Origin of the sequence: Paenibacillus sp. cl6col (assembly GCF_900102125.1) — a bacterium.
In the GTDB taxonomy this organism is placed as follows: Bacteria; Bacillota; Bacilli; order Paenibacillales; family Paenibacillaceae; genus Paenibacillus_B; species Paenibacillus_B suaedae.
On record NZ_FNAZ01000015.1, the window covers coordinates 34,399 to 57,326 of the forward strand.

Genomic DNA, 22,928 nt, shown 5'->3' on the forward strand with positions numbered 1-22,928 from the left:
GTATAACGTTGGATCGGACGGTGGCCGTTAGCGAATTGCTATACGGCCACCGCCAGCCCATATATGGTTCGAACACAGAATTCCGCTCCTGTGTACTGACAGAGCGGTACACTCAAGTACAGATTAAGGAGGGTCGCTCCTTGATGGACGTCAACAATTTTGAATTTATGAAAATCGGGCTTGCCTCTCCCGAAAAGATTCGTTCTTGGTCCCGTGGCGAAGTCAAGAAGCCGGAAACGATTAACTATCGTACGCTCAAACCGGAGAAAGAAGGTTTGTTCTGCGAGAAGATTTTCGGGCCGACGAAGGACTGGGAGTGTCATTGCGGTAAATACAAGCGTGTACGTTACAAAGGCGTTGTCTGTGATCGATGCGGCGTTGAAGTAACACGCCAGAAGGTGCGCCGTGAACGGATGGGCCATATTGAATTGGCTGCTCCTGTATCGCACATTTGGTACTTCAAGGGGATTCCAAGCCGCATGGGCTTGGCGCTGGACATGTCTCCACGCTCCTTGGAAGAGATCATTTACTTTGCTTCTTATGTTGTAACAGAGCCTGGGGATACACCTCTTGAGAAAAAGCAACTGCTTTCCGAGAAGGAATATCGCAGCTACCGTGAAAAATATGGTCATGCATTCCAAGCTGGTATGGGTGCTGAAGCAGTTAAGAAGCTGTTGCAAGACTTGGATGTTGAGAAAGAACTTGAAGTGCTGAAGGAAGAGCTTCGTACGGCACAAGGCCAACGCCGCAACCGTGCGATCAAGCGACTAGAAGTAATCGAGGCATTCCGTAACTCTGGCAACCAACCAGATTGGATGATTCTCGATGTTCTTCCGGTTATTCCTCCAGAGCTTCGTCCAATGGTACAGCTCGATGGCGGTCGCTTCGCGACGTCTGACTTGAATGACCTGTATCGCCGTGTTATCAACCGGAACAACCGCTTGAAGCGTTTGCTTGATTTGGGTGCTCCGGACATTATCGTGCAGAACGAGAAGCGCATGCTGCAAGAAGCAGTAGACGCCTTGATTGATAACGGTCGCCGTGGTCGTCCAGTAACAGGTCCTGGTAACCGTCCATTGAAATCGCTCAGCCATATGCTCAAAGGTAAGCAAGGTCGCTTCCGTCAGAACTTGCTCGGTAAACGGGTTGACTACTCTGGTCGTTCCGTTATCGTGGTAGGTCCTTACTTGAAGATGTACCAATGTGGTTTGCCGAAGGAAATGGCGCTTGAGCTGTTCAAACCTTTTGTCATGAAAGAACTCGTGAATAAAGGTTTGGCACACAACATTAAGAGCGCGAAACGTAAAGTAGAGCGCATTAGCCCGGAAGTATGGGACGTTCTCGAAGAGGTTATTCGTGAGCACCCAGTCTTGCTTAACCGTGCACCAACACTTCACCGACTCGGTATCCAAGCATTTGAACCGATTCTGGTAGAAGGGAAAGCAATCCGTCTTCACCCACTCGTATGTACAGCCTACAACGCTGACTTCGACGGTGACCAAATGGCGGTTCACGTTCCGTTGTCTGCAGAAGCACAAGCAGAAGCTCGTCTTCTTATGCTCGCTTCCGGTAACATCTTGAACCCGAAAGACGGTAAGCCAGTTGTAACACCATCTCAGGATATGGTTCTCGGATCCTTCTACTTGACGATGGACAACAAGGAAGCTAAAGGAACAGGTATGATCTTTGGCTCCGTGAATGAGGCTGTATCTGCTTATCAACGTGGTTCAGCATCCTTGCATGCACGTGTTGCAATTCCAGTACGTGAATTGGGCAAGTCTGACTTTACTGAAAAACAACAAGATGCGTTCCTTATTACAACGGTTGGACGTATCATTTTCAACGAAATATTCCCGGCAGATTTCCCGTACATCAATGAGCCGACGAAGCGCAATTTGTTCGAGGGAACACCGGATCATTATTTCGTATATGAGAAAGGCGCGAATATTAGAGAAATAATCGAAAATATTCCGCAAACAGGTGGTGTAGGTAAAGACTATCTTGGTCAAATTATCGCCCGCTGCTTCGATGTATTCCATACAACGAAGACTTCGGTTATTTTGGATCGAATCAAGGAGATCGGCTTTACGTATTCCACAAAAGCAGGTATCTCGATTGCGGTATCCGACGTTATCGTACCGCAAGAGAAAGTGGATATCTTGAAGGAATCCGAAGAGAAGGTTCGTGTCATTACAAATCAGTATCGTCGTGGTCTGATTACGAATGAGGAACGTTACGATCGTGTTATCGAGGTATGGTCGAACACGAAAGATCGTATTACCGAGATTTTGATGAAATCGATGGAACGTTACAACTCCATCATGCTCATGGTTGACTCCAAAGCACGGGGTAACAAATCGCAGATTACTCAGTTGGGTGGTATGCGTGGTCTCATGGCCAACCCGTCCGGTCGAATCATCGAGTTGCCAATTAAATCGAACTTCCGTGAGGGCCTGACGGTCTTGGAATACTTTATTTCCACTCACGGTGCGCGTAAAGGTCTCGCGGATACGGCTCTTCGTACGGCGGACTCGGGTTACTTGACTCGTCGTCTCGTTGACGTTGCACAAGACGTTATCGTTCGTGAAGAGGATTGCGGTACGGATAAAGGCTTCTTAGTAGCCAACATCTCCGACGGTAAGGAAGTTATCGAAGGCTTGTATGACCGTATCGAAGGTCGCTATTCCGGTGAAACGGTTCGTCATCCGGAGACAAAGGAGATCCTTGTTAACCGCAACGAACTGATTGATACGGATAAGGCAGAGTTGATCGTCAATGCTGGCGTCAAGAAGATGATGATCCGTTCCGTACTCAGCTGCCGTGCTCGTCACGGTGTATGTAAAATTTGTTATGGTCGCAACCTGGCGACTGGTAAGCACGTTGAGATTGGTGAATCTGTTGGTATCATCGCGGCTCAGTCCATCGGTGAACCAGGTACACAGCTCACCATGCGTACGTTCCATACCGGTGGTGTCGCGGGTGACGATATTACACAAGGTTTGCCGCGTATCCAGGAGTTGTTCGAGGCGCGCAATCCGAAAGGGCAAGCGATTATTTCCGAGATCGATGGTGTGGTTAAAGAAATTCGCGAAGCGAAAGATCGTCGCGAAATCGAAGTCCAAGGTGAGGCAGAGTCCAAAGTGTACTCCGTCACATACGGTTCTCGTGTCCGCGTAAGCGAAGGCATGGCAATCGAAGCCGGCGATGAGATTACAGACGGTTCTATCGACCCTAAAGAAATGCTCCGCATTAAAGGTATCCGTGGCGTTCAGAACTACATCTTGCAGGAAGTTCAACGCGTATACCGGAACCAAGGGGTAGAAATTAACGATAAGCACGTTGAAGTTATGATCAAGCAAATGCTTCGCAAAATCCGTATCATCGATGCGGGTGAAACGACATTGCTTCCAGGATCATTCGTTGACATGCATGAATATGAAGCAGCGAACAAAGAAGCGATCCTCTCAGGCAAGGAACCTGCTGTTGCGAAACCGATCTTGCTCGGTATCACGAAGGCATCCTTGGAGACAGACTCCTTCTTGTCTGCAGCATCCTTCCAGGAGACGACTCGCGTTCTTACTGATGCAGCGATCAAAGGTAAAGTTGACCAATTGCTCGGCTTGAAAGAGAACGTTATTATCGGTAAGTTGATTCCTGCAGGTACAGGTATGAACCGTTATCGCAGCGTTAAAGTGATTAATCCGCTTGACGAGGAAGTAACGGAAGAATCCCTTGATGCAGCAGGTGTTGGCGCAGCGGAGTAAGCTCTACTATAGAGGTTTCAAATGAGGTGGTTGGCGCTGTCTAGATGGCGCCAATCTCCATTTTTGTGACAAATATATCGTTTTAAAAAAGAAGTTATGAAATTGCTTGACACTGGGTAAACGAAGTGCTATTATGTCGTAGTGTGCCCAAGACAAAGACCTGTACTTTTGGAGGAACATGCATCATGTGTAATGAAAAAGGTTTACAGGATGCAACAATTCGTATTGGGACGAAGCAAACATTGAAGATGGTTGAACTTGATAAAGCCATCGAGGTGTACATTGCCGAAGACGCTGATGAACACGTTACATCGAAAGTCGTAAGCTTATGTGAGAAGAAGGGCATCAAATTGACATATGTCAGCACGATGCGCGACCTTGGCAAGGCATGCGGCATTGAAGTAGGTGCAGCAGTCGCAGCTGTCGTTGAAGAAGAATAGGGAAGCCGATTGTTTTTGTAACAGAAGAAATTCTGGGGCAAAGACATTTCATTTGTTCATTTATGAACCACCTGGATCTGTGGACTTAAATGAATGATTTGTGAAGGTGTCGATAATATGGGAAGGGGGTGCCAACATGCCAACAATTAACCAATTGGTACGTAAGGGCCGCAAAGATAAAGTAACTAAATCCAAATCCCCAGCTTTGCAAAAAGGTTTCAACGCGTTGAAACGCGAAGAAACGGATTTGAGCGCGCCACAAAAACGCGGTGTCTGCACTCGTGTAGGTACAATGACTCCGAAGAAACCGAACTCCGCGCTTCGTAAATATGCTCGTGTTCGCTTGACGAACCGTGTAGAAGTTACAGCGTACATCGGTGGTATTGGCCACAACTTGCAAGAGCACAGTGTTGTTCTCGTTCGCGGTGGTCGTGTAAAAGACCTTCCGGGTGTTCGTTACCACATCGTTCGCGGTGCATTGGATACTGCAGGCGTAAACAATCGTATGCAAGCTCGTTCCAAATACGGTACGAAACGTCCTAAAGCTAAGAAATAAGAAGTTAATGCTACTCAGAAAGGGGGATTCACATGCCACGCAAAGGTCCTGTTACTAAGCGCGACGTGTTGCCGGATCCGGTGTATAACAGCAAGCTTGTTACTCGCTTGATCAACCGCATCATGCTCGACGGTAAACGTGGTGTTGCTCAATCGATCTTGTACAACTCTTTCGAAATCATTCGTGAGCGTACAGGCAACGATCCTATGGAAGTATTTGAAGCAGCACTAAAAAATATCATGCCAGTCCTTGAAGTTAAAGCTCGCCGTGTAGGTGGTTCTAACTATCAAGTACCTATCGAAGTTAAACCTGAGCGCCGCACATCCTTGGGATTGCGCTGGTTGGTTAACTACTCCCGCAACCGCGGTGAGAAAACGATGGAAGAGCGTTTGGCAGCAGAGATTATCGATGCTTCCAACAACACTGGTGCAGCAGTTAAAAAACGCGAAGATACGCACAAAATGGCTGAAGCGAACAAAGCGTTTGCTCACTACCGTTGGTAGGATAAAGCTGTTTTGGTCTCGATATTCGAGTAACCAAACCCAATTTGAAGGGAGACCATACCATGGCAAGAGAGTTCTCCTTAGCAAATACGCGTAACATCGGAATCATGGCTCACATCGATGCCGGTAAAACAACAACTACGGAACGTATCTTGTTCTACACAGGCCGTACTCACAAAATCGGAGAGGTGCATGAAGGCGCCGCTACGATGGACTGGATGGAACAAGAGCAAGAGCGTGGTATTACGATCACTTCCGCTGCGACTACAGCGCAATGGAAGGGCCATCGTGTAAATATCATCGACACTCCGGGGCACGTTGACTTTACGGTAGAGGTTGAGCGTTCCCTTCGCGTATTGGACGGAGCAGTAGGCGTGTTCTCCGCTAAAGAAGGCGTAGAACCGCAATCTGAAACGGTATGGCGTCAAGCTGACAAGTACAGCGTACCTCGTATCGCTTACGTTAACAAAATGGACATCATCGGCGCTGATTACCTCAACGTTATTGAGTCCATGAAGGATCGTTTGCAAGCGAACGCTGTTGCAATTCAGCTGCCTATCGGTGCAGAAAACGACTTCACAGGCATCATTGATTTGATGGAAGAGAAAGCTTACATCTTCAAAGATGACTTGGGTAAAGAAGTTGATGAAACAGAAGTTCCTGCTGAGTTCAAAGACAAAGTCGCTGAACTTCGTATGGAAATGATCGAGAAAATCGCAGAACTCGACGAAGAGTTGATGATGAAATACCTCGAAGGAGAAGAGATTTCGGTTCCAGAACTGAAAGCTGCTCTTCGTAAAGGGGTATGTAATGTTCAAATCTTCCCAGTAGTATGTGGTTCTTCTTACCGTAATAAAGGCGTACAGCTCATGATTGACGCTGTCGTTGACTACTTGCCATCCCCGCTTGATGTACCTGACATTAAAGGTCATCTTGAAGATGGTGAAGAAGAAGTTCGTCATTCTTCGGACGAAGAGCCGTTCTCGGCACTTGCGTTCAAGATCATGACTGACCCTTATGTTGGTAAGCTGACGTTCTTCCGCGTTTACTCTGGTGTATTGAACTCCGGTTCCTACGTCTTGAACGCGACAAAAGGCAAGCGTGAACGTATTGGCCGTATCCTTCAAATGCATGCGAACAGCCGTGAAGAAATCGCTACAGTACATGCTGGCGATATCGCTGCTGCCGTTGGTTTGAAAGATACCGGTACAGGCGACACACTCTGCGATGAGAAGTCTCCGATCATCTTGGAATCCATGAACTTCCCAGATCCGGTTATCAGTATCGCAGTTGAGCCGAAGACAAAAGCAGACCAAGATAAAATGGGTACAGCTTTGTCGAAATTGACAGAAGAAGACCCAACACTCCGTGTTTACACTGATGAAGAGACAGGTCAAACGATCTTGTCCGGTATGGGTGAGCTTCACCTGGATATCATCATCGACCGTATGCGTCGTGAGTTCAAGGTTGAGACGAACGTAGGTAGCCCACAGGTTGCTTATCGTGAGACATTCCGTCAACAAGCTAAAGTTGAAGGTAAATTCGTACGTCAGTCCGGTGGTCGTGGTCAATACGGTCACGTATGGATCGACTTCGAACCTCTCGAAGCAGGATCAGGATTCGTGTTCGAGAACAAAATCGTTGGTGGCGTAGTCCCTCGTGAATACGTACCTGCGGTTCAAGCTGGTATTGAAGAATCCATGAAGAACGGTGTCTTGGCAGGCTTCCCATTGGTTGACCTCAAGGCTACTATCTTCGATGGTTCCTACCATGATGTTGACTCCAATGAAATGGCGTTTAAAATCGCTGGTTCCATGGCGCTTAAAGCTGCTAAGGACAAGTGTAAGCCAGTATTGCTTGAGCCAATCATGAAAGTAGAAGTTACAGTACCAGAAGAGTACATGGGCGACGTTATGGGTATGTTGAACTCCCGCCGTGGTCGTATCGAAGGTATGGATACTCGTGCAGGTGCACAAATTATCCGTGCTAAGGTGCCTCTCTCCGAGATGTTCGGTTACTCCACAACATTGCGTTCCGGTACTCAAGGACGCGGTGTGTTCTCTATGGAACTCTCTCACTATGAAGAAGTTCCTAAGAATATCTCCGAAGAGATTATCGCGAAGAACAAAGGCGAATAATTTCGCTTCTGATTCATTTGCTATCGGCTGAGCGCATGACTTGTCATGTGTCTCGGCTGCTTATAACATATATCTATTCCACTTATTGAAGGAGGACTAGTTCAAATGGCAAAGGCTAAGTTTGAACGTACGAAACCGCACGTTAATATCGGTACAATTGGTCACGTTGACCATGGTAAAACAACTTTGACAGCGGCTATCACAACAGTTCTGTCTAAAAAATATGGTAACGGTGCAGCTGTAGCATTCGATCAAATCGATAAAGCTCCAGAAGAGCGCGAGCGCGGTATCACAATCTCCACGTCCCACGTAGAGTATGAGTCCGCTAACCGTCACTATGCACACGTTGACTGCCCAGGTCACGCCGACTATGTTAAAAACATGATCACTGGTGCTGCTCAAATGGATGGCGCGATTCTCGTAGTATCCGCAGCTGACGGCCCAATGCCACAAACACGCGAGCACATCTTGTTGTCTCGCCAAGTAGGCGTACCTTACATCGTCGTATTCATGAACAAATGCGACATGGTTGAAGACGAAGAGTTGTTGGAATTGGTTGAAATGGAAATTCGCGATTTGCTTAGCGAATACGAATTCCCTGGCGATGACACTCCAGTTATCCGCGGTTCCGCTCGTGAAGCTCTTCAAAACCCAGACGGAGAATGGGCTGACAAAATCGTTGAATTGTTCACACAAATCGACGAGTACATCCCAACTCCAGAACGTGACACTGACAAGCCATTCTTGATGCCAGTCGAGGACGTATTCTCCATCACTGGTCGTGGTACAGTTGCTACTGGCCGCGTAGAGCGTGGTACTGTTAAAGTCGGCGACGAGATCGAAATCGTTGGTATCCAAGAAGAGACTCGTAAGTCCGTAGTAACAGGCGTTGAAATGTTCCGTAAACTTTTGGATTCCGCTCAAGCTGGTGACAACATCGGTGCGTTGCTTCGTGGTGTAGACCGCAGCAACATCGAGCGTGGTCAAGTATTGGTTAAGCCAGGTTCGGTTAAACCACATACTGAGTTCACTGCTCAAGTTTACGTTTTGACTAAAGAAGAAGGTGGCCGTCATAAGCCATTCTTCACAGGCTACCGTCCACAGTTCTACTTCCGTACAACGGACGTAACTGGTATCATCAACTTGCCAGAAGGTACTGAAATGGTTATGCCTGGTGACAACATCACAGTTACTGTACAATTGATCGCTCCAATCGCGATCGAAGAAGGTACACGCTTCGCGATCCGCGAAGGTGGCCGTACAGTAGGTGCTGGTGCGGTTGCAACTATCATTAAATAATGATAGTACCGACAATAGTCGGTAATAAGAGCCCCTTATCCTTACGGATAAGGGGCTTTTTGCTTTACAAGAAACACAGCTTTTGTTCAATATTCTTTCAAGAAGTCCCTTCCAGATCACTGTACATGATTTCTGTTATAGCGCTATAATATGTAACAATATAAGCTTACATATAGGTATGTAGATCTAGTAATATAGGGATTTAGGCCGATAAGTGAGGCGCAGGAAGGAAGAGCGACTGAAATGAGCAAAAAGCTATTAGGATGGGCAGGAAAGTGGAATAAGGAACAACAAACTGTGGATAGAATTACACCAATATCCGAAGAAGCTAAATTAATGGAGCAAGGTATGATTCATTTATCCACAACTCATCCTATTCATAAACAGATCGAAGTGATCGGATTGACAACAGAAGACCTAACTTTACTGCGTCAGCTCAAGCCATATTTATTGCCGCACATGAAATCATTAACGGAGGCATTTTATTCGGTTATTTTGAGTGTAGAGCATTTAAAGCAACTCATAACAAAACATAGTACAATCGAACGATTGCAGTTAACGCTCGAACGTCATATCGAAGAAATGTTTGATGGAAAGATAAATGATGAATTTGTAGGGAAACGAATTCGGATTGCAGACGTTCATCGCCATATCGGTCTCGAAACGAAATGGTACATGGCAGCTTTTCAGAATATGCAGAACAGGCTTCTTGATCTGATAGCAGCGGAGATCCGCAACGTAGAAGATCGAATGAAGGCGATCTTGGCTGTGAATAAAATATTGAACTTGGAACAACAGCTTGTCCTTGAGGCATATGAAGAACGAAACCGATTAGAACGAGAAGAACAATATCAACAGGTCAAGAATGAACTGAAGGGGAGTATCGCACAACTTAGTAATCAACTTGAACTGTTAACGACGGAAACAAAGCATACAATTGAACAACTGGTCGAACGAGGCAAGAGTGTAAAAAATATCATTGAACATACAGCTTCTACTGTACGGCATGCTCAACTAGAGGCAGATGAGGGGGAGCGAATGATGCGTACGTATATCGAGCGCATTCAGGACATTGACCACAATGCTTATTTGATGAAGGGGCATGTTGATCAATTAAAGGACACGTCTGCTCAGATCAGGACAATTGTTAGTGCTGTAAAGGAAATTGCAGGTCAAACGAAACTGCTGTCGCTTAATGCATCTATTGAAGCAGCGCGTGCAGGTGAACATGGTGCAGGCTTTGCCGTGGTAGCCAAAGAAGTGAACAAGCTGGCTGATCATACAAAGGATACCGTGGATCATATTGAAGAACTCGTCGGCAATTCGAATTTGGCAACGAATGCAGTTATATATAATATTGAAGTCGTGAAGTCGAGTGTAGGAACAGTTCGGGGACAAGCAGATGCTGCCGGAAACGCGTTCCAGCAAATTGTTGATCATGTTGAGCAGAGTACATCGAATATGGAGCATATCCAAGGCGAGATGAGCGATTTGCTGCAAATGATCAGTCATATCCATGAGGCGACAGCTGAAGTTGCGGCATCTGCAGAGCAGCTCAATCGAACGACGAAGCATTTGTAGCCTAATTAATTTCCTATTCGATAGAAATATAGCATACAGTGGAAGAGACTGGTTTAATAACTAGTCTTTTTCTATGTTATGGCAGTTTATCATGTTATGATTGCTTTCGTATTTACTTCGTTATGATGAGCAGGGGGAGAAAAATGAGAAAGTGTATGATTCAGGGGATTGTATTGACGCTTGTAAGTGTATTACTGCTGACCTCGCTGTCGGGCGTAGCATCAGCAAAATCGAACTATTTACAAGAAGGTGCTGTTATTGGGAAGATTTCATCTGAGCAAATGAAAGGAAAAATAAACGATTTATCGATATCAGGATTTACGTTTAGAAATTCTTTCTGGATACCGATTAAACAGTTAACCGAATACGGATTTGATGTAGCAGTTGGTGGTAAATCGGATCCAATACGCATTTCTCGTAACCTCAATAAGGAAGTAAAAGGAGTAAAACAAGCGAATACAGCTCCATCAAAAAAAGAAATTACGGTTCAATATACAAACAAAGAAATCTACGTGGGAAACATTAAGCTAACCGCCTATCAAATTGATAACACAAATGTAATTCGTTTAAGCGACCTAAAAATGTTTGGTGGCATGACATGGGATGCAAAAAGTAAAACAATACAATTGAACCTCAGTACTTCGACTTACAATAATGAATTGAACATTTGGGTCACAGACGATAAAGTATATAACCGCAGTGGTCAAACGATGAGTGAAATTCAAATTAAGCATTTCTACTTACAGGATGGGCAGATAAAAGAGAAATTCGAAACCTTACGTAATGTTGAAACAGTGGCTACAGTTAAAGGTAATAAGCAAGAGGACGATGCAAAACGAATCGTGATGGGATACTTAGGAACGGTATTATTTAATGTGGTAACCACCGATGGGGAAACAATAGCAAACTCAAGAGCTTTGGATGAAATCGATTATTACAAAAGTAAGACACGACTTGAAGACGTGAAGTACCAATTGGATAAGGAATATCTGGTATTCGAGAAAGATGTCAAAGAGTTTTTGAAGCAGGAGTTGAAGAAAAATAATAACCAACCATTAAAAGTGCTAGGTACAGAAGTGAGTTATGACTCTATAGGTACTCCTGAAGTAAATGTTGATATCATAAATTTAACGGAAAAGAGAGTTGTCGCATTCGAAGTTGTAATGACGGGATATGACAGTTACAATCGAGTCGTCCGAAATAGCATTACAAAGGAATCGTCATTAAAGGGAATTGCTCAAAATCTGTCTGAAGTGATAGGAATGGGAAGTAGAGGAGTCTACACCTGGAAAATGCATTTGCATGACACTATGGTAAAGGCAAGTGTGAAGGTAACTTCGGTTAAGTTCTCCGACGGCACAGTATGGAGAGCGAAGTAATTCGGGCAGCTTACGGAGGCTGGAACAACATCCAGAACCTTCAACTTTTATTATATATATAAACTGTGATAGACTCTAACAAGTGCCTAATAGAATCGATTTATGTAGTGTCCTGGCTGTCCGCAAGCATCGTCAAAAAGAGTTACGAAAAAAACTTGCAATAGTCGGGATATTTATATATAATAGTGAATGTTGTTCGTCGACGTTGCGATGAAGTGAGAGGTTACCGACACACCCGGCCCCTTTGCCATGGCGATGTGTTAGGAAAATTTTCACGGAGTATGTCCGATGCAAAATTGGGCGATAAAAGGAGGGACTAAAATGGCAAAGCAAAAAATTCGTATCCGCTTGAAAGCATACGATCACAGAATTCTTGACCAATCCGCTGAGAAAATCGTTGAAACGGCTAAACGTTCCGGTGCTGGAGTATCCGGTCCAATCCCGTTGCCAACGGAGAAGCAAATCATTACGATTCTTCGTGCGGTGCACAAGTATAAGGATTCCCGCGAGCAGTTCGAAATGCGCACTCATAAGCGCCTTATCGACATCGTGAATCCAACGCCGCAAACGGTGGACGCGCTGATGCGCTTGGACTTGCCGTCCGGTGTAGATATCGAAATTAAATTGTAAGACAGTTGAAACGGTTATCCACATGTGGATAGCGAAGCCGTTTCTACTTCACTATGAACGGACTAAGGAAAGAAAAGAGGTGTCAACATGAAAGGTATCTTAGGTAAAAAGCTCGGCATGACTCAAGTATTTACCGCTGAAGGTAATGTACTGCCGGTAACTGTTATCGAAGCTGGCCCTTGCGTCGTTCTTCAAAAGAAAGACGTTGAGAACGATGGCTACGAAGCTATTCAAATCGGCTACGCTGATAAGAAAGAAAAGCGTGCTACGAAACCAGAAATCGGTCACGCGAAAAAAGCTAACGCAACACCTAAGCGCTACGTTAAGGAACTTCGTGGTGTGGATCTTTCTCAATATGAAGTTGGCCAAGAATTGAAGGCTGATTTGTTCGCTGAGGGAGAATTCGTTGACGTTACAGGTATCTCGAAAGGTAAAGGCTTTGCCGGCGTAATTAAGCGTTGGGGACAAAGCACGGGTCCTATGTCTCACGGTTCCCGTTACCATCGTGGACCAGGTTCCATGGGTTCCATTCAAGCGAACCGCGTACCGAAGGGCAAACGCCTTCCAGGTCACATGGGTACTGACACAGTAACAATTCAAAATCTTGAAGTTGTTAAAGTGGATGCAGAACGCAATGTTATCCTCGTTAAAGGTTCTATTCCAGGCCCTAAAAACAGCTTCGTTAACGTTAAATCTGCAATTAAAAAGTAATTGGTGAGGAAAGGAGGAGCACATTATGCCTAAAGTAGCAGTTTACAACATGAGCGGTGCGCAAGTTGGCGAGATCGAATTGTCCGACAGCGTATTCGGCATTGAACCAAACAAAAACGTACTTCATGATGCAGTTGTGATGCAGCTTGCATCTATGCGTCAAGGTACTCATAAAGTTAAAGGCCGTTCCGAAGTTCGCGGCGGCGGTCGTAAACCATGGAAACAAAAAGGCACAGGTCGTGCGCGTCAAGGTTCCATTCGTTCGCCACAATGGGTTGGCGGCGGTACAGTATTTGGACCGACACCACGTAGCTATGCTTACAAGCTTCCTAAGAAAGTTCGTCGTTTGGCGATTAAATCCGCATTGTCTTCGAAAGTGTTGGCAGAGCAAATTATCGTAATCGATAGCCTTGCTTTGAACACACCGAAAACGAAGGAATTCGCGGCAGTATTGAACAACCTAAAAGTGGATCGCAAAGCGCTTGTCGTGCTTCCTGAGTACAACGACAACGTGGCACTTTCCGCTCGCAACATTCCTTCTGTGAAGCTTGTTGCAGCTGATGGTGTTAACGTATATGATGTTCTTCGCCATGAGAAGCTCATCATCACGAAGGATGCGGTTCAGAAGGTAGAGGAGGTGTTCGCATAATGAAAGACCCTCGCGATATCATTAAGCGTCCGGTTATTACTGAGCGTACAGCAGACATGATGAATGACTTGAAATACGTATTCGAAGTTGATATGCGTGCTAACAAGACTGAAATCAAATTGGCTGTAGAGCAAATCTTCAAAGTGAAGGTAGCGAACGTGAACACGCTTCGTATGCCTGCTAAGCCAAAACGCTATGGCCGTCACTCCGGCTACACTTCCGAATGGAAAAAAGCGTTTGTCACTTTGGCAAAAGACAGCAAGCCACTCGAGTTCTTCGAGACGGTTTAATATAGACTTCTGAAGTAAGGAGGGAAAACAAGTGCCTATCAAAAAGTACAAACCGACATCCCCGGCTCGTCGTAATATGAGCGTGTCCACGTTCGAAGAAATTACAACGAATGTACCGGAGAAATCGTTGCTGGCGCCTTTGAGCAAAACTGCGGGCCGCAACAACCAAGGTAAAATTACGGTTCGTCACCACGGTGGTGGACACAAACGTAAATACCGTATCATCGATTTCAAACGTAACAAGGATGGCATTCCAGGCCGCGTTGCTACAATTGAGTACGATCCAAACCGTACTTCCAACATTGCGTTGATCAACTATGCTGATGGTGAAAAGCGTTATATCATCGCTCCTAAAGGATTGAAAGTAGGCGACGTTATCGAGTCCGGTACCGGCGCAGACATCAAGATCGGTAACGCATTGCCAATGGAAAACATTCCAGTAGGTACAGTTATCCACAACATCGAATTGCAACCAGGTAAGGGTGGTCAGTTGGTTCGCGCCGCTGGTACGGAAGCTCAATTGCTTGGTAAAGAAGAGAAGTACGTAACAGTACGTTTGTCTTCTGGCGAAGTTCGTAAATTGTTGAAAGTGTGCCGTGCTACAATCGGTTCCGTAGGTAACGGTGACCATGAGCTTATCAAAATCGGTAAAGCAGGCCGTAACCGCTGGTTGGGCAAACGTCCAGTCGTTCGTGGTGTGGTAATGAACCCGGTTGATCACCCTCACGGTGGTGGTGAAGGTAAAGCTCCAATCGGTCGTAAGTCTCCTATGTCTCCATGGGGCAAACCGACACTTGGTTACAAAACGCGTAAAAAAGGTAAACATTCCGATAAATATATCGTTCGTCGTCGCACGAAATAATATGTTTCCATTTGATTGCGCAGCAGCGTAATCACAAACGAATCAGTTCTGTCGAAGGGAGGATTCATATATGGGTCGCAGTTTGAAAAAAGGACCATTCGTTGATGGTCACCTGATGAAGAAAGTTGAAGGATTGAACGATACAAGCAAGAAAGTTGTTATCAAGACTTGGTCCCGTCGTTCTACGATTTTCCCTCAATTTATCGGTCATACGTTCGGGGTATATGACGGACGTAAACATGTACCAGTATACGTAACGGAAGATATGGTTGGGCATAAGCTTGGCGAATTCGCACCAACTCGTACGTACAAAGGTCATGACGATGACAGAAAAACAGGCAAACGCTAATTATTGATATAGCATTCGAGGGGAGGTACTTCCATGCAAGCAAAAGCACATGCGAATAACATTCGCATCGCCCCACGCAAGGTTAAGCTGGTTATTGACTTGATCCGCGGCAAACAAGTGGGCGAAGCAATCGCAATTTTGCGCCACACGCCGAAGTCAGCTTCGCCAGTGGTTGAAAAATTGTTGAACTCTGCAATTGCCAATGCAGAACACAACCATCAAATGGACGTTAATAGTCTCGTTATTTCGGAAGTCTTCGTAAACCAAGGACCAACGATGAAACGTTTCCGTCCACGCGCTATGGGACGTGCGAGCCGCATTAACAAAAGAACAAGCCACATCACGCTTGTAGTATCTGAAAAATAAGGAGGGACAACGTGTGGGTCAAAAGGTAAATCCAGTCGGACTTCGAGTGGGCGTTATCCGCGATTGGGAATCCAAGTGGTATGCCGAAAAAGATTTCGGTACATTGCTCATCGAAGACGTTAAGATTCGTGAATTCCTTAAGAATAAATTGAAAGAATCCGCCGTATCCCGCATTGAGATTGAACGTGCAGCTAACCGCGTGAACGTTACAATCCACACTGCGAAACCGGGTATGGTAATCGGTAAGGGCGGTTCCGAAGTTGAAGCACTTCGTCGTGAAGTAACGAAAATTGCTAACGGCAAAAAAGTACACATCAACATCTCGGAAATCAAAACTCCAGATTTGGACGCAACTCTCGTTGCAGAGAGCATTGCACAACAACTGGAACGCCGTGTTTCTTTCCGCCGCGCTTTGAAACAATCAATTCAACGTTCCATGCGTTCTGGTGCGAAAGGAATCAAGACTGCAGTTAGCGGTCGTCTGGGCGGTGCTGAAATCGCTCGTACAGAAGGTTACAGCGAAGGGACAGTGCCACTTCATACGCTTCGCGCCGACATCGACTACGGCACAGCTGAAGCTCATACAACTTACGGCCGTATTGGCGTAAAAGTATGGATCTATCGTGGAGAGGTACTTCCTACGGCTAAGAAAAAGGCTGTTGAGGAAGGAGGCAACTAATCATGTTGGTACCTAAACGTGTAAAACACCGGAAGCAGCAAAAAGGACGCATGAAGGGTCAAGCTAAAGGTGGCACGACAGTTCACTTCGGTGAATACGGGTTGCAAGCATTGGAGCCTACATGGATTACTAACCGTCAAATCGAGGCTGCTCGTATTGCGATGACTCGTTACATCAAACGTGGCGGTAAAGTATGGATTAAAATTTTCCCAGATAAACCAGTAACGGCTAAGCCGCTTGAGGTTCGTATGGGTAGCGGTAAAGGTAACGTTGAGAAGTGGGTTGCTGTAGTTAAGCCTGGTAAAGTAATGTTCGAACTTTCCGGTGTACCTGAAGAGGTAGCTCGCGAAGCTATGCGCCTTGCTGCTCACAAACTGCCTATTAAGACTAAGTTTGTGAAACGTGAAGAAATGGGTGGTGAAGCAAATGAAAGCTAGTGAATTCCGCAACTTGACCACTGCCGAAATCGAACAAAAGATTGCCGGATTCAAGGAAGAACTTTTCAACCTCCGTTTCCAATTGGCTACCGGACAGCTTGACAACCCAACTCGCATTCGTGACGTGCGTAAAGCGATTGCTCGTGCACATACGATTCTGCGTGAAAGAGAACTTGGTATTACTAGCTAATACACCAAGATGTCAGTTTCGGAAAAATAGACATCCTGTATCCAGGAAGGAGGCAGAACACTAATGAGTGAAGTACGTAACGCTCGTAAAGTGCAAATTGGTAAAGTTGTCAGCGATAAAATGGACAAAACAATCGTAGTAGCGGTTGAGACATACAAGAAGCATGATTTGTATCACAAACGCATCAAATACACGAAGAAGTTCAAAGCGCATGACGAAAATAACGAAGCCAAAATTGGCGATACTGTAAAAATCATGGAGACGCGTCCGTTGTCGAAAGACAAGCGCTGGAGACTCGTTGAAATCGTTGAGAAAGCAGTTATCGTTTAATGAACGGATAGTTTCACCGAAAGGAGGACATTCGAATGATTCAAGCATTTTCACGTTTAAATGTAGCAGACAACTCTGGTGCGAAAGAACTGATGTGTATTCGCGTGTTGGGCGGTACTGGCCGTAAATCAGCTCACATCGGTGACTTGATCGTATGCTCTGTCAAACAAGCAACACCAGGCGGCGTTGTCAAAAAGGGTGACGTAGTCAAAGCGGTTATCGTTCGTACGAAGCGTTCTGTACGCCGTAAAGACGGTTCTTACATCGCATTTGACGAAAACGCAGCGGTTATCGTGAAAGAAGATAAGGGCCCACGTGGGACTCGTATTTTCGGACCTGTCGCTCGCGAACTTCGCGAAAAAGACTTCATGAAAATCGTTTCCCTGGCACCGGAAGTTATCTAATCAGCTTGCCCGCCAGGCAAGACTCAGGAGGTGTGACACATGCCACGATTGAAAAAAATTCTCGAGTCGCATAACAACAAATTGCACGTGAAAAAAGATGACACTGTCATCGTAATCACGGGTAAAGATAAAGGCAAAAAAGGCCGTGTTATTGCAGCATTCCCTCGTGAAAACCGCGTTATTGTGGAAGGCGTAAACATGGTGAAGAAGCATCAGAAGCCTAACGCTAAGAACCCACAAGGCGGTATCGTTGAGCAAGAAGCAGCAATTCATGCATCTAACGTTATGCACGTGGATCCAAAGTCGGGTAAAGTAACGCGCATCGGTTACAAAGTGGAAAACGGTAAAAAAGTGCGCGTAGCTAAACGCTCCGGCGAAATTATCGACTAATCGCTTCGGAAAGGAGGTCCATTCTACATGGCAGCTCGTTTGAAAGAACGTTATTTAAACGAAATTACTCCTGCGCTAGTGCAGAAGTTCAACTATACATCAGTAATGCAAGCACCAAAAGTGGAGAAAGTCGTCATCAACATTGGTATGGGTGAGGCTGTTCAAAACTCCAAAGTTTTGGATGCTGCAGTAGCTGAATTGCAACTAATCGCTGGTCAAAAGCCAGTAATCACTCGCGCGAAGAAGTCTATTGCAGGCTTTAAACTTCGTGAGGGAATGCCGATTGGTGTGAAAGTCACATTGCGTGGTGAGCGCATGTATCACTTCTTGGACAAATTGTTCAATGTCACGCTTCCTCGTGTCCGCGACTTCCGCGGTATCTCGAATAAAGCGTTTGACGGCCGCGGCAACTACACACTCGGTTTGAAGGAGCAAATTATCTTCCCTGAAATCGAGTATGATAAAATTGACAAGGTTCGTGGTATGGATATCGTCATCGTTACAACAGCGAAGACGGACGAAGAATCCCGCGAATTGTTGACGCAACTCGGCATGCCTTTCACGAAGTAATTCGTTTTAAAGGTCGGTTACGTTTGAGATACGGACTGAGCAATCAGTTCTTAATCCATCGACACAAATCTCTAGGAGGTGTCAACTCACGTGGCAAAAACTTCGATGAAAATCAAGCAACAACGCAAACCGAAGTTTGAAGTACGGGCATATACGCGCTGTGAGCGCTGCGGACGTCCGCATTCCGTATTACGTAAGTTCAAAATTTGCCGGATTTGTTTCCGCGAATTGGCATATAAAGGCCAGATTCCTGGCGTTAAAAAAGCAAGCTGGTAATCAACCCTGTTGCGGGAAGGAGGTTTACACTAATGGTTATGTCCGATCCGATTGCAGATATGCTTACACGCATTCGCAATGCTAATACAGTGCGTCATGAAACGGTGGAAATGCCTGCTTCTACTATGAAGAAGCAAATCGCAGAAATCTTGAAGCGTGAAGGCTTTATCCGTGACGCTGAATATATCGATGACAACAAACAAGGGATCATTCGCGTGTTCCTGAAGTACGGTGCAAACAACGAGCGTGTTATCACAGGCTTGAAGCGCATCAGTAAACCAGGACTGCGCGTGTACACGAAGGCTAATGAGGTTCCTCGCGTACTCGGCGGTCTCGGTATCGCAATCATCTCGACGTCCAAGGGCGTCATGACTGACAAAGAAGCTCGCCAGTCCAAATCCGGCGGCGAGGTAATCTGCTACGTTTGGTAAACCATTCGCATAAGATTGGAGGTGCAACAACATGTCCCGTATTGGTCGCAAACCAATTGAGGTACCAGGTGGCGTAACTGTCACTTTGGAAAACCACGTTATTACAGTAAAAGGACCGAAAGGAACTTTGACTCGTGAACTTCACAAAGACATGAAAGTGTCTGTAGAAGAGAACGTCATTTCCGTAGAACGTCCTTCTGAAAATAAACTTCATCGTTCGTTGCACGGTACAACACGCAGCGTAATCAACAACATGGTTAGCGGAGTAACTGATGGTTTCTCCAAAACCCTTGAGTTGGTCGGTGTAGGTTACCGTGCAAACAAATCCGGCGACAAGCTTGTCTTGAACGTTGGTTACTCCCATCCGGTTGAAATTACACCGGAAGCTGGTATTGAATTCGAAGTGCCTGCTCAAACGAAAATCATCGTTAAAGGCATTGATAAAGAGCGCGTTGGTGCTTATGCAGCGAACATTCGTGCAGTACGTGAGCCAGAACCTTACAAAGGTAAAGGTATCAAGTACGAAGGCGAACGCATCATTCGTAAAGAAGGTAAAGCAGGCAAGAAGAAGTAAGATCTTGCCTAGCTCACTTACCTTAGCAGCTTAATGGTTAAACTGAAGGGAGTGAAACAATCCGATGATTACCAAAGGCGATAAGAACAAAGCTCGGTTGAAAAGACACCTGCGTGTCCGTAAAAAAATCGAAGGTACAACGGAACGTCCTCGCTTGAACGTATTCCGTTCTTCTAAACATATTTACGCTCAACTTATCGATGACGTGAAAGGCGTAACAGTCGCTTCCGCTTCGACTATGGACAAAGAGCTTCGTGAAGATATCAAAAATGGTGGTAACGTAGAATCCGCTCGCAAAGTTGGCGAATTGATCGCAAAACGTGCGAAAGAGCAAGGATACGAGACAATCGTATTCGATCGTGGCGGTTACTTGTACCATGGACGTATTCAAGCTTTGGCTGACGCAGCACGTGAAGCTGGCCTTGAATTCTAATTTTTAATCGAAGGAGGTAAACGACTTGCGAGTTGATCCAAACACGTTAGAACTTTCTGAAAAAGTTGTTCAAATTAACCGCGTTGCTAAAGTTGTTAAAGGCGGACGTCGCTTTAGCTTTAGCGCTCTCGTGGTTGTCGGCGATGGCAAGGGCTGGGTTGGCGCTGGAATCGGTAAAGCATCCGAAGTACCAGACGCAATCCGCAAAGGTATCGAAGACGCTAAGAAAAACCTGATTCATGTTCCGTTTGTTAACACGACAATCCCTCACCAAGTAATTGGTCAGTTCGGCGCTGGTAAAGTTCTTTTGAAGCCAGCATCCGAAGGTACTGGGGTTATCGCAGGCGGTCCTGTTCGTGCCGTTCTTGAGTTGGCTGGTGTAGGCGATATCTTGACGAAATCGCTTGGTTCCTCTAACTCCATGAACATGGTTAACGCTACATTGGAAGGCTTGTCTCGTTTGAAGACAGCTGAACAAGTAGCTAAATTGCGCGGTAAAACCGTTGAAGAACTGTTAGGTTAAGGAGGGGACGAAGATGGCGAAATTGCAAATTACCCTCGTTCGCAGTCTGATCGGTCGCCCGGAAACTCATCGCCAAACGGTGAACACTTTGGGTTTGCGCAAGTTGAATCAGACGGTTGTTCATAACGACAACGTTGCGATCCGCGGAATGGTAAACCAAGTTAAACACTTGGTTGAAGTCAAAGAGATCGAAGCGTAAGGGTAAAACCATACGACTTCTGTAATCAGTTATAGATTACATGGTACAATACAAAAGATTAGAGTCATAAATATTAAAGGAGGTGCGACGAACGATGAAGTTGAATGAACTTTCTCCGGCACCTGGTTCCCGCCAAACACGTAACCGTGTAGGCCGTGGTATCGCGACAGGAAACGGTAAAACATCTGGCCGTGGTCACAAGGGTCAAAATTCCCGTTCCGGCGGTGGTGTTCGTCCGGGCTTCGAAGGTGGACAAAACCCACTTTACCGTCGTCTGCCAAAACGCGGCTTTGTAAATCCAACTCGTAAAGAGTATGCGGTAGTTAACGTAACGGATTTGAACCGTTTTGAGGCTGGTACGGAAGTAACTCCGGAATTGTTGATGGAACAAGGCATCGTGAACAACCCAATGAGCGGAATCAAAGTATTGGGCAATGGCGATTTGTCCGTCAAATTGACGGTCAAAGCTAACAAGTTCTCTCAATCTGCGGTAGAGAAGATCGAGGCTGCCGGCGGTAAATCCGAGGTGATCTAATGTTCAAGACCGTATCGAATATATGGCGAGTCGAGGACTTGAGACGTAAGATTTTGTTTACGCTCATGGTTCTGATCGTTTATCGCGTCGGGTCCTTTATACCGGTCCCCGGCGTCGATACGTCGGTCTTTGCTACAGCAAACCAAAACACGGACTTGTTCAGCATGCTGAACACTTTCTCTGGTGGTGCGCTGTTTAAATTCTCAATTTTTGCTCTAGGAATTATGCCGTACATTACGGCCTCGATCATCGTACAGCTTCTGTCGATGGACGTTATTCCGAAATTTACACAATGGGCAAAAGAAGGAGAAGTCGGCAAACGTAAGCTTTCCCAAATTACGCGCTACGGCACAGTAGTATTGGGATTGATTCAAGCTTTCGGTACGGCGATTGGGTTTAATCGCATGTACGGTGCGCAGCTGGTTCCAGGTGCAACATATGCGGATTATATCCTAATCGCGATTGTCTTGACTGCTGGTACGGCGTTCTTGATGTGGATCGGTGAACAAATCACGGAAAAGGGTATCGGCAACGGTATTTCGATTCTGATCTTCGCAGGTATCGTCGCAGCTATCCCGATTCATATTGGGGAAATTTATCGTAGTCAATTTGCCGATGCAAGCGGACAATTGTTCCTCAACATCGTCAAAATGATCGTTATCGTATTGGTTATCGTGCTGATTGTGATCGGTGTTATCTACATTCAGCAAGGGAACCGCAAAATCCCGGTACAATACGCTAAACGTGTTGTGGGTAACAAAATGTATGGTGGACAGAACACACACATTCCGCTTAAAGTAAATGGTGCAGGCGTTATTCCGGTCATCTTTGCATCTTCGCTCTTGATGTTCCCGGCTACAATTGCTCAATTCTGGGCGGATAAGCCGTGGGCTCGTTGGATCATTGAACATATGGGATTGAACAAGCCGCTGGGCATGTTCTTATACGTTCTTTTGATTATCGGGTTTACGTTCTTCTACACGTTCGTACAGTTGAATCCACAACAAATGGCAGATCAAATGAAAAAGAATGGCGGATATATCCCAGGAATTCGTCCGGGGAAAGCAACAGCAACGTACTTGACTCGAGTTATGTCTCGTATCACACTTGCAGGTGCTATCTTCCTCGCTGGCGTATCCATCTTGCCAGTGTTCTTCGGAGCACTAGCTGGATTGCCGCAATCTGTTCAAATTGGCGGTACTTCGATTCTGATCGTTGTCGGCGTTGCGCTTGACACAATGAAGCAAATCGAAAGCCAGTTGATCAAACGTCATTACAAAGGTTTCATTAATAAATAGGCAATAGGTTCCGGTGAGACCATCTAGGCTCATTGGCACCTATTGTGCTGTTCTTGTAGAGCAGAGGCTTAACGAATGGCATCGAAGCACCCCACTTCCGACGAAGTTAAGCCTGTGCTTACCATAAAGGGAGTGACATTCG

The 22,928-nt window shown here is 45.8% G+C and carries 30 protein-coding genes; all 30 read left to right on the top strand.

The features are described from left to right. Positions 1-140 precede the first annotated feature (140 nt). The 30 genes from rpoC (at position 141) to secY (ending at position 22,786) form a co-directional block, all read left to right on the top strand. Complete coding sequence (gene rpoC / locus BLS15_RS26495; RefSeq protein WP_021252465.1) at positions 141-3,764, top strand: DNA-directed RNA polymerase subunit beta'; 3,624 nt, start codon at positions 141-143, stop codon at positions 3,762-3,764. 185 nt (positions 3,765-3,949) lie between these two features. Then, complete coding sequence (locus tag BLS15_RS26500; RefSeq protein ID WP_021252464.1) at positions 3,950-4,204, top strand: ribosomal L7Ae/L30e/S12e/Gadd45 family protein; 255 nt, start codon at positions 3,950-3,952, stop codon at positions 4,202-4,204. Positions 4,205-4,340: 136 nt separating this feature from the next. After that, on the top strand, positions 4,341-4,760 hold the full coding sequence (gene rpsL, locus BLS15_RS26505; protein WP_005544563.1) for a 30S ribosomal protein S12: 420 nt from the start codon (positions 4,341-4,343) through the stop codon (positions 4,758-4,760). A gap of 32 nt (positions 4,761-4,792) precedes the next feature. Continuing rightward, positions 4,793-5,263 (top strand): 30S ribosomal protein S7, encoded by a 471-nt coding sequence (gene rpsG / locus BLS15_RS26510; RefSeq protein WP_021252463.1) that lies wholly within the window; start codon positions 4,793-4,795, stop codon positions 5,261-5,263. Positions 5,264-5,325: 62 nt separating this feature from the next. Beyond that, positions 5,326-7,401 carry an elongation factor G gene (fusA, locus tag BLS15_RS26515; protein WP_021252462.1) on the top strand — a complete coding sequence of 692 codons (2,076 nt, stop codon included), beginning with the start codon at positions 5,326-5,328 and terminating at the stop codon, positions 7,399-7,401. 105 nt (positions 7,402-7,506) lie between these two features. After that, positions 7,507-8,700 carry an elongation factor Tu gene (tuf, locus tag BLS15_RS26520; RefSeq protein ID WP_021252461.1) on the top strand — a complete coding sequence of 398 codons (1,194 nt, stop codon included), beginning with the start codon at positions 7,507-7,509 and terminating at the stop codon, positions 8,698-8,700. 243 nt (positions 8,701-8,943) lie between these two features. Continuing rightward, positions 8,944-10,281 (top strand): globin-coupled sensor protein, encoded by a 1,338-nt coding sequence (locus BLS15_RS26525; protein WP_254777409.1) that lies wholly within the window; start codon positions 8,944-8,946, stop codon positions 10,279-10,281. Between the two features lie 143 nt (positions 10,282-10,424). Continuing rightward, positions 10,425-11,660, top strand: coding sequence for a hypothetical protein (locus BLS15_RS26530; RefSeq protein WP_028532519.1), 1,236 nt, complete (start codon positions 10,425-10,427; stop codon positions 11,658-11,660). A gap of 321 nt (positions 11,661-11,981) precedes the next feature. Next, positions 11,982-12,290, top strand: a complete 309-nt coding sequence (gene rpsJ, locus BLS15_RS26535; protein ID WP_005544556.1) for a 30S ribosomal protein S10 — start codon at positions 11,982-11,984, stop codon at positions 12,288-12,290. A gap of 87 nt (positions 12,291-12,377) precedes the next feature. Further along, positions 12,378-13,001 carry a 50S ribosomal protein L3 gene (gene rplC, locus BLS15_RS26540; RefSeq protein ID WP_021252458.1) on the top strand — a complete coding sequence of 208 codons (624 nt, stop codon included), beginning with the start codon at positions 12,378-12,380 and terminating at the stop codon, positions 12,999-13,001. Between the two features lie 25 nt (positions 13,002-13,026). Next, entirely contained in the window at positions 13,027-13,650 is a 624-nt protein-coding gene (rplD, locus tag BLS15_RS26545; RefSeq protein ID WP_021252457.1) for a 50S ribosomal protein L4, read from the top strand. After that, positions 13,650-13,940, top strand: a complete 291-nt coding sequence (rplW, locus tag BLS15_RS26550) for a 50S ribosomal protein L23 (protein ID WP_005544549.1) — start codon at positions 13,650-13,652, stop codon at positions 13,938-13,940. Before rplD ends, rplW begins: the two co-directional genes overlap by 1 nt. A gap of 31 nt (positions 13,941-13,971) precedes the next feature. After that, positions 13,972-14,802: a 50S ribosomal protein L2 gene (gene rplB, locus BLS15_RS26555; protein WP_021252456.1), complete on the top strand. Its 831-nt coding sequence runs from the start codon at positions 13,972-13,974 to the stop codon at positions 14,800-14,802. 70 nt (positions 14,803-14,872) lie between these two features. Then, on the top strand, positions 14,873-15,151 hold the full coding sequence (rpsS, locus tag BLS15_RS26560; protein WP_021252455.1) for a 30S ribosomal protein S19: 279 nt from the start codon (positions 14,873-14,875) through the stop codon (positions 15,149-15,151). Between the two features lie 33 nt (positions 15,152-15,184). Beyond that, on the top strand, positions 15,185-15,517 hold the full coding sequence (gene rplV, locus BLS15_RS26565) for a 50S ribosomal protein L22 (RefSeq protein ID WP_021252454.1): 333 nt from the start codon (positions 15,185-15,187) through the stop codon (positions 15,515-15,517). Between the two features lie 13 nt (positions 15,518-15,530). Next, complete coding sequence (gene rpsC, locus BLS15_RS26570; protein ID WP_021252453.1) at positions 15,531-16,196, top strand: 30S ribosomal protein S3; 666 nt, start codon at positions 15,531-15,533, stop codon at positions 16,194-16,196. Positions 16,197-16,198: 2 nt separating this feature from the next. Next, positions 16,199-16,633: a 50S ribosomal protein L16 gene (gene rplP / locus BLS15_RS26575; protein WP_021252452.1), complete on the top strand. Its 435-nt coding sequence runs from the start codon at positions 16,199-16,201 to the stop codon at positions 16,631-16,633. Next, entirely contained in the window at positions 16,623-16,823 is a 201-nt protein-coding gene (rpmC, locus tag BLS15_RS26580) for a 50S ribosomal protein L29 (RefSeq protein WP_005544540.1), read from the top strand. The genes rplP and rpmC overlap by 11 nt, the downstream gene beginning before the upstream one ends. Positions 16,824-16,886: 63 nt before the next feature. Beyond that, positions 16,887-17,153: a 30S ribosomal protein S17 gene (rpsQ, locus tag BLS15_RS26585; RefSeq protein WP_005544539.1), complete on the top strand. Its 267-nt coding sequence runs from the start codon at positions 16,887-16,889 to the stop codon at positions 17,151-17,153. Positions 17,154-17,188: 35 nt separating this feature from the next. Continuing rightward, the gene (rplN, locus tag BLS15_RS26590; protein WP_021252451.1) at positions 17,189-17,557 is read left to right on the top strand and encodes a 50S ribosomal protein L14; all 369 of its coding nucleotides are present in this window, start codon (positions 17,189-17,191) and stop codon (positions 17,555-17,557) included. Positions 17,558-17,596: 39 nt separating this feature from the next. Then, a complete protein-coding gene (gene rplX / locus BLS15_RS26595; RefSeq protein WP_005544537.1) occupies positions 17,597-17,947 on the top strand; it encodes a 50S ribosomal protein L24 in 351 nt (116 codons plus the stop codon). Positions 17,948-17,974: 27 nt separating this feature from the next. Then, positions 17,975-18,517, top strand: a complete 543-nt coding sequence (gene rplE, locus BLS15_RS26600; RefSeq protein ID WP_021252449.1) for a 50S ribosomal protein L5 — start codon at positions 17,975-17,977, stop codon at positions 18,515-18,517. A 90-nt stretch (positions 18,518-18,607) separates the two neighbouring features. Beyond that, positions 18,608-18,793 carry a type Z 30S ribosomal protein S14 gene (locus tag BLS15_RS26605; protein ID WP_005544535.1) on the top strand — a complete coding sequence of 62 codons (186 nt, stop codon included), beginning with the start codon at positions 18,608-18,610 and terminating at the stop codon, positions 18,791-18,793. A gap of 32 nt (positions 18,794-18,825) precedes the next feature. Beyond that, entirely contained in the window at positions 18,826-19,224 is a 399-nt protein-coding gene (rpsH, locus tag BLS15_RS26610; RefSeq protein ID WP_005544534.1) for a 30S ribosomal protein S8, read from the top strand. 31 nt (positions 19,225-19,255) lie between these two features. Then, the gene (gene rplF, locus BLS15_RS26615; protein WP_021252448.1) at positions 19,256-19,798 is read left to right on the top strand and encodes a 50S ribosomal protein L6; all 543 of its coding nucleotides are present in this window, start codon (positions 19,256-19,258) and stop codon (positions 19,796-19,798) included. Positions 19,799-19,862: 64 nt separating this feature from the next. Then, entirely contained in the window at positions 19,863-20,231 is a 369-nt protein-coding gene (gene rplR, locus BLS15_RS26620; RefSeq protein WP_021252447.1) for a 50S ribosomal protein L18, read from the top strand. 25 nt (positions 20,232-20,256) lie between these two features. After that, on the top strand, positions 20,257-20,754 hold the full coding sequence (gene rpsE / locus BLS15_RS26625; RefSeq protein ID WP_021252446.1) for a 30S ribosomal protein S5: 498 nt from the start codon (positions 20,257-20,259) through the stop codon (positions 20,752-20,754). A gap of 13 nt (positions 20,755-20,767) precedes the next feature. Further along, entirely contained in the window at positions 20,768-20,953 is a 186-nt protein-coding gene (gene rpmD, locus BLS15_RS26630) for a 50S ribosomal protein L30 (protein WP_005544529.1), read from the top strand. Between the two features lie 94 nt (positions 20,954-21,047). Next, on the top strand, positions 21,048-21,488 hold the full coding sequence (gene rplO / locus BLS15_RS26635; RefSeq protein ID WP_021252445.1) for a 50S ribosomal protein L15: 441 nt from the start codon (positions 21,048-21,050) through the stop codon (positions 21,486-21,488). Beyond that, positions 21,488-22,786, top strand: a complete 1,299-nt coding sequence (gene secY, locus BLS15_RS26640; RefSeq protein WP_021252444.1) for a preprotein translocase subunit SecY — start codon at positions 21,488-21,490, stop codon at positions 22,784-22,786. Before rplO ends, secY begins: the two co-directional genes overlap by 1 nt. Positions 22,787-22,928: the final 142 nt, after the last annotated feature.